The sequence below is a fragment of the Thiolapillus sp. genome, from assembly GCF_048562965.1.
Taxonomy (GTDB): Bacteria; Pseudomonadota; Gammaproteobacteria; order Chromatiales; family Chromatiaceae; genus Thiolapillus; species Thiolapillus brandeum_A.
In genome coordinates this window covers 1-4,478 of sequence record NZ_JBHNMF010000274.1, presented here as the reverse complement: position 1 = coordinate 4,478, position 4,478 = coordinate 1, and the positions used below count along the sequence as shown (strand labels likewise).

Sequence of the window (4,478 nt, the reverse complement as noted above, 5' to 3'; positions counted from 1 at the left end):
AAGTTGTTGCGTAGTGCTTGGTGACCAGGACGGCTGGGGCACAAATAGGTTGTCAAAGGCCGAGTCGATTTTGGGGACTGGGATGTCCCAAAATCTATCACGAGGTCGAAGACACGCTTGCAGTCCCATACCCGGGCGCGCTACCAGTACCATGTAGAAATAAGGGTAGGACTTGCCCTGCACGTTATTGATAACCACCTGCCCGTACAGGCCGAGAAAATCCTCCGGCGCATCGTCCGGCAGGAGCCGGATCTTGACATCCTCGGGCATGGCTTTTTCCTTGCCTTTCAGCAGCATCATGGCATCACGCTGAAGACCGGGGCGCTTGGCAAGATCCAGCACCCGCAACAGCACTCCCACTTTTATCAGCAGACCCGGCTTGCGCTGCAGGGTGCGGGTGCCAAAGAACCAGTGCGGCAGAAGCAGGATGCCCATATCCACGGGAATGACCGCCAGCCCCTGGTAGGCGGAATGGGTATCGAAAAAAACATACATCATGAACAGCCCGGCAACCAGCAATACGAAAGTGACCACACCCCAGGCATTGGTGATATCGATGAAGCTGCGGTCCCAGCGCTTCATCTTCCGGTCCAGCTCCTCCAGCTCGTACAGGCGCCTGCGCTCCACCTTCTGCCATTGCTGGCCGGGATCAAAACCCTTGAATTCCACCCTGTTGTCATAGCCGCGCACCAGCAGCAGGGCATTGCCCGCCAGCAGGGGTATCACGCCGCTGAAGATCTCACCCGAATACCATTGCAGGAGGAAGCCCAGGACAATCAGCCCGAAGCTGATGAGCATGCGCCGGTTGTAGGGCATGTTGCGCCACAGCCAGAAAACCAGGGTATCCTGCGGATTGCCGATGCCCTTTGCTGCCGCTGTGTTCATTTTTCCACCTCCTTGGGCAGTACATAGCCTTGCGCCTCGGCTTTTTTAAAGCCGTTGTGCCGTTCCAGTTCAGCGAAGCCCAGTTCCCGCCAGTACAGTGGGCAGGCGCCGTTGCAGATATCGAACTGGCTGCATTCCCGGCACTGGGGATGGGCCAGCGCCTTGTCGCGGTAAGCTTTGGCCTTGTCTCCGTTCCATACATCCACCAGATCATTCTCAAGCAGGCTGCCCACCTCATCATCGTATGAGGCGCAGGGAATGACCGAGCCGTTGGGCGCCACGGAGATCAGCCCGTCGCAGGCGCTGCAGCCGTGATTGCCGAGTCCCGCAGGAATAGGATTGAACATGCACATGGGCGTGGGGGAATACCAGAGAAACTCCACGCCGCGGGCCTTGCTCTGCGCCTGTATCTTCTCCAGCCAGCCCCCGATTTCCGTGTAACGCACGATGAGGTCGGTGTGCACCACGGCACTGCCCGTGGGTACCAGCAGGTTCATGCTGAACCGTTCGTTGCCCAGCACCTCGCTCACGAAGCGCGGCATATCCGGCATTTCATGCACATTGAGTCTGTTGATAGTGGTGTTGGTATGCACGCGGATACCCACGGTCTTCAGGTGTCCCACGGCGGCCACGGTCCTGTCGAAGGACGACTGCCCCTGGGTGACCAGGTTGTGAATTGCTGCTGTGGTGCCTTCCAGGCTCACCTGGGCCGAATCCAGGCCGGCGTCCGCCAGTCGCTGCGCGAGGCCGGCATTGATGCGGGTGCCGTTTGTGATGAGATTGACCCGCATGCCCAGTTCTTTGGCATAAGCCGCCAGTTCAGGCAACTGTTTGTGCAGCGTCGGCTCACCGCCGGTGAAGCTCACGGACGGCACCTTGCCTTCATGCCAGAGCTTGTGCAGCACGGCACGGATCTCTGTCACGCTCATAACTTTTTCATCATTCACCGGCTGGGTGGTGCAGTTGCAGCCCGCGTAGCAGAAGACGCAGCGCAGGTTGCATTTGTAGGTGATGGCCACCTCGGAAAGGATGGGCAGGTCGGAAAAATGGCGGCTGAAGGTTTCGACTTCCACGCCGGGGTGCTCCGAATCCGCCGTGACATGGCCTTCGAGCACACCCCGTACACCGTGCAGAAACAAGGCCAGCTGCTCCAGCCTGGTGCTGTCATTTCCCAGCCCCCGGATGACAGCCGCTATCTTGCCGCCATCAAGGAGAAACTTGAGAATCTGCGCCCCCTGGGCATTGAGTTTTTGCGCCTGGTTGGGGCGTTTGATCAGGATATTGTCTTCGGTGCGCACGAAGATGTAGGGCCCGACATTGCTGATGAACTCGTCCACCCAGGTTAGGTCGGGCATGTTGGCGGGCACGGGTCCGGAGCGGCGGAAAAAATGCTTCAGCATTTGCCGTCATCCTGTCGGGCTGAAGCCCGACCTACAGCCAGGCCTGCGGCATGGGGGTATCTCCAGATCATCGCCATCAGTGCGACCCTCCACTGACGCAGGCGGAATGACAGGCGCTGTGGCAAGCGGAATGACAGGCCGAGTGGCAAGCACTGTGACAGGCGGAATGGCAGGCGTCATGGCAGACATTCAGCTCCATGGCGATATCAGTGTTCAGGGGGCCATGGATGATATGGTCCACCGTGACCGGCATGTCCGTGGCATAGCGTGCCGGATCATTGTCATAGCGCCAGCGCCGCTGGTAATAGGGATGCTGGTTGTGATACCAGAAATACCAGTTGTTGGCGCCCGTTTGTTCACCGACAGCAGCCCCCATACCCGCCTGCCTGATGAAGTCCTCGACCTGCTTGCGGTAGTATTCCTGGGTCGCCTCGATATCCGCATCCCAGGCCTTGAGCTGCACCTTCTTCACCGCCGTGTTCATCAGGTCTTCCAGCTCGGCCTGGGACAACTCACCGTCATCGGCCAGGGAGTGGTAGAACAGCTGCTCGTATTCATCCAGCTCGTGCAGGTTGGGTGGCTGCAGCACCTTCACCCGCAAGGGCGATTCCGATTCGATCTTTAGAAAGCCCTCCAGCACCATGGAGTTGAGCATGGAGGACACGATTAGCTTGAAAGGGATCTCCAGATAGAAGGCCGCCTCCAGGGGCGTCAGGTCCTTGCACACTTTGCCGGGTTTGCGGAACTCGGAAAGAATCAGCTTGGGCGGCGTCCAGTCCAGGTTCTCCCAGCGGATCTCGTCCAGCCCCTCCCTGGCCTTGAACATGGAACGCTGCTTGCCTTTCACCACGCCGAAGAAGGCACCGATGACCGCCAGGCCGAGCACCAGCAGCCAGGAATTCCCCGCGCTTTCCCCGCGTCCCGGCACGGCAGTAGCCCGCTGTACCGGCCGGGCCGTCAGTTTGAACCACCCGGCCGGCAGGTAGAACTGTACCCGCATGTGATAGCGGTTGCCGGGGTTGTTCTTGTGGAAGACGATCAGCAGGCGGTTGTTCGGCCCACGCTGGTAATCGATGAGGTATTTCTCGTTCACCCAGGGCTCGGTGAGCACCAGGCGCCCGCTGTCCACCACCTGGCGGGGATTGACCTGCTTGTCGGGCAACATATAGGGCGTGAGAATCTTGAGGGTGTAGTGGTCCTGGTTGGCGGCTTCGTCCCATTGCACCGGCGCCCAGTTAAAATACACCAGTTCGCGGCCATCATCCGCCGTGGTCGGCCCCAGGTAACCTGCCACATGAAAATCCGTCCTGAACGGCAGGTTGAAGGTGACCGTCTGTCCTTGGGGTACACCCTGGCCATTGGCCAGCAGGATGTCCCACTTGCCGCGGTTGAGCTTGCGGATGTCCAGCCGGTATTTGTTACCCCGGCTGTCTACGGCGCCTGCCTGATCGACAGCCATACCGACCTTCAGCTTGTCATTGCCTTCGAAATAAAAACCGTGCAGTTCACCCAAGGTCACCCGCCACTGAACCTAGTAGAGCACCACGGCGCTGCCGTCTGCCTTGAGATCCACCGTAGTTTCCACGAAGCGTATCTCGCCCTTCCCCGCCTGGGCAGCGGTGGAAAGCAACAGGATGAAGAACAGGAAAAGAAGTCGCTGAATCATGTATTTACCGTGTCCGGGAACGGATACCCGATCATATTACCCCACCTTTCCCAAGGCAAACCGCATATCACGATACCTTCAGTAGCTGCCGGGCTGTATGCTTTGCGCACCGGTTTTCAGACTGGCCCAGCTGCCCAGCGCAGCGGTGATCTCGCCCAGAGTGGGATACTGGGCATCCCAGGGTTCCGAAAACGCGCCCCGGCAGGTCATGCGCAGCACGTCCGGCTGTGTCTCCGAATGCAGCCAGAAATGATAGCCCAGGAAGATATCCGCCGGGCTGCTGTCCACATCCGCGCCGGCAAGTGTCAGGGATGCCAGCCTCACGGGGCGCCAGGATGCCACCTCTTCCATCAGGTGTTGTATCCGAGTGACCACGAAGGTGTCGGCTTCAATCGTCTGGGGCTGCTCACTCAGCTTGCGTACCTCGAAACTGCAGCTGATATCGTACTGCAAGCGTGTCTTCGGCCTCGTGATAGATTTTGGGACATCCCAGTCCCCAAAATCGACTCGGCCTTTGACAACCTATT

Annotated in this window: 5 protein-coding genes; all 5 read right to left on the bottom strand. The window is 59.1% G+C overall.

All coding sequences use genetic code 11. The features are described from left to right. The coding region (locus tag ACOCD2_RS13050; RefSeq protein ID WP_293672768.1) for a hypothetical protein at positions 1-885 on the bottom strand (885 nt) is incomplete at its 3' end. Then, positions 882-2,285: a radical SAM/SPASM domain-containing protein gene (locus tag ACOCD2_RS13045; protein ID WP_293647937.1), complete on the bottom strand. Its 1,404-nt coding sequence runs from the start codon at positions 2,283-2,285 to the stop codon at positions 882-884. The genes ACOCD2_RS13050 and ACOCD2_RS13045, both read right to left, overlap by 4 nt. A gap of 76 nt (positions 2,286-2,361) precedes the next feature. Next, a complete protein-coding gene (locus ACOCD2_RS13040) occupies positions 2,362-3,798 on the bottom strand; it encodes a hypothetical protein (protein WP_293647935.1) in 1,437 nt (478 codons plus the stop codon). Positions 3,799-3,816: 18 nt separating this feature from the next. Then, positions 3,817-3,951 carry a hypothetical protein gene (locus tag ACOCD2_RS13035; protein WP_293647933.1) on the bottom strand — a complete coding sequence of 45 codons (135 nt, stop codon included), beginning with the start codon at positions 3,949-3,951 and terminating at the stop codon, positions 3,817-3,819. 78 nt (positions 3,952-4,029) lie between these two features. Beyond that, positions 4,030-4,302, bottom strand: a complete 273-nt coding sequence (locus ACOCD2_RS13030; protein ID WP_293647931.1) for a hypothetical protein — start codon at positions 4,300-4,302, stop codon at positions 4,030-4,032. Positions 4,303-4,478 lie beyond the last annotated feature (176 nt).

Excerpts from the sequence above, each read along its gene's own strand:
- ACOCD2_RS13045 (WP_293647937.1), bottom strand. The coding sequence starts at position 2,285 with ATGCTGAAGCATTTTTTCCGCCGCTCCGGACCCGTGCCCGCCAACATG.
- ACOCD2_RS13035 (WP_293647933.1), bottom strand. The coding sequence starts at position 3,951 with ATGATTCAGCGACTTCTTTTCCTGTTCTTCATCCTGTTGCTTTCCACC.
- ACOCD2_RS13030 (WP_293647931.1), bottom strand. The coding sequence starts at position 4,302 with ATGGAAGAGGTGGCATCCTGGCGCCCCGTGAGGCTGGCATCCCTGACA.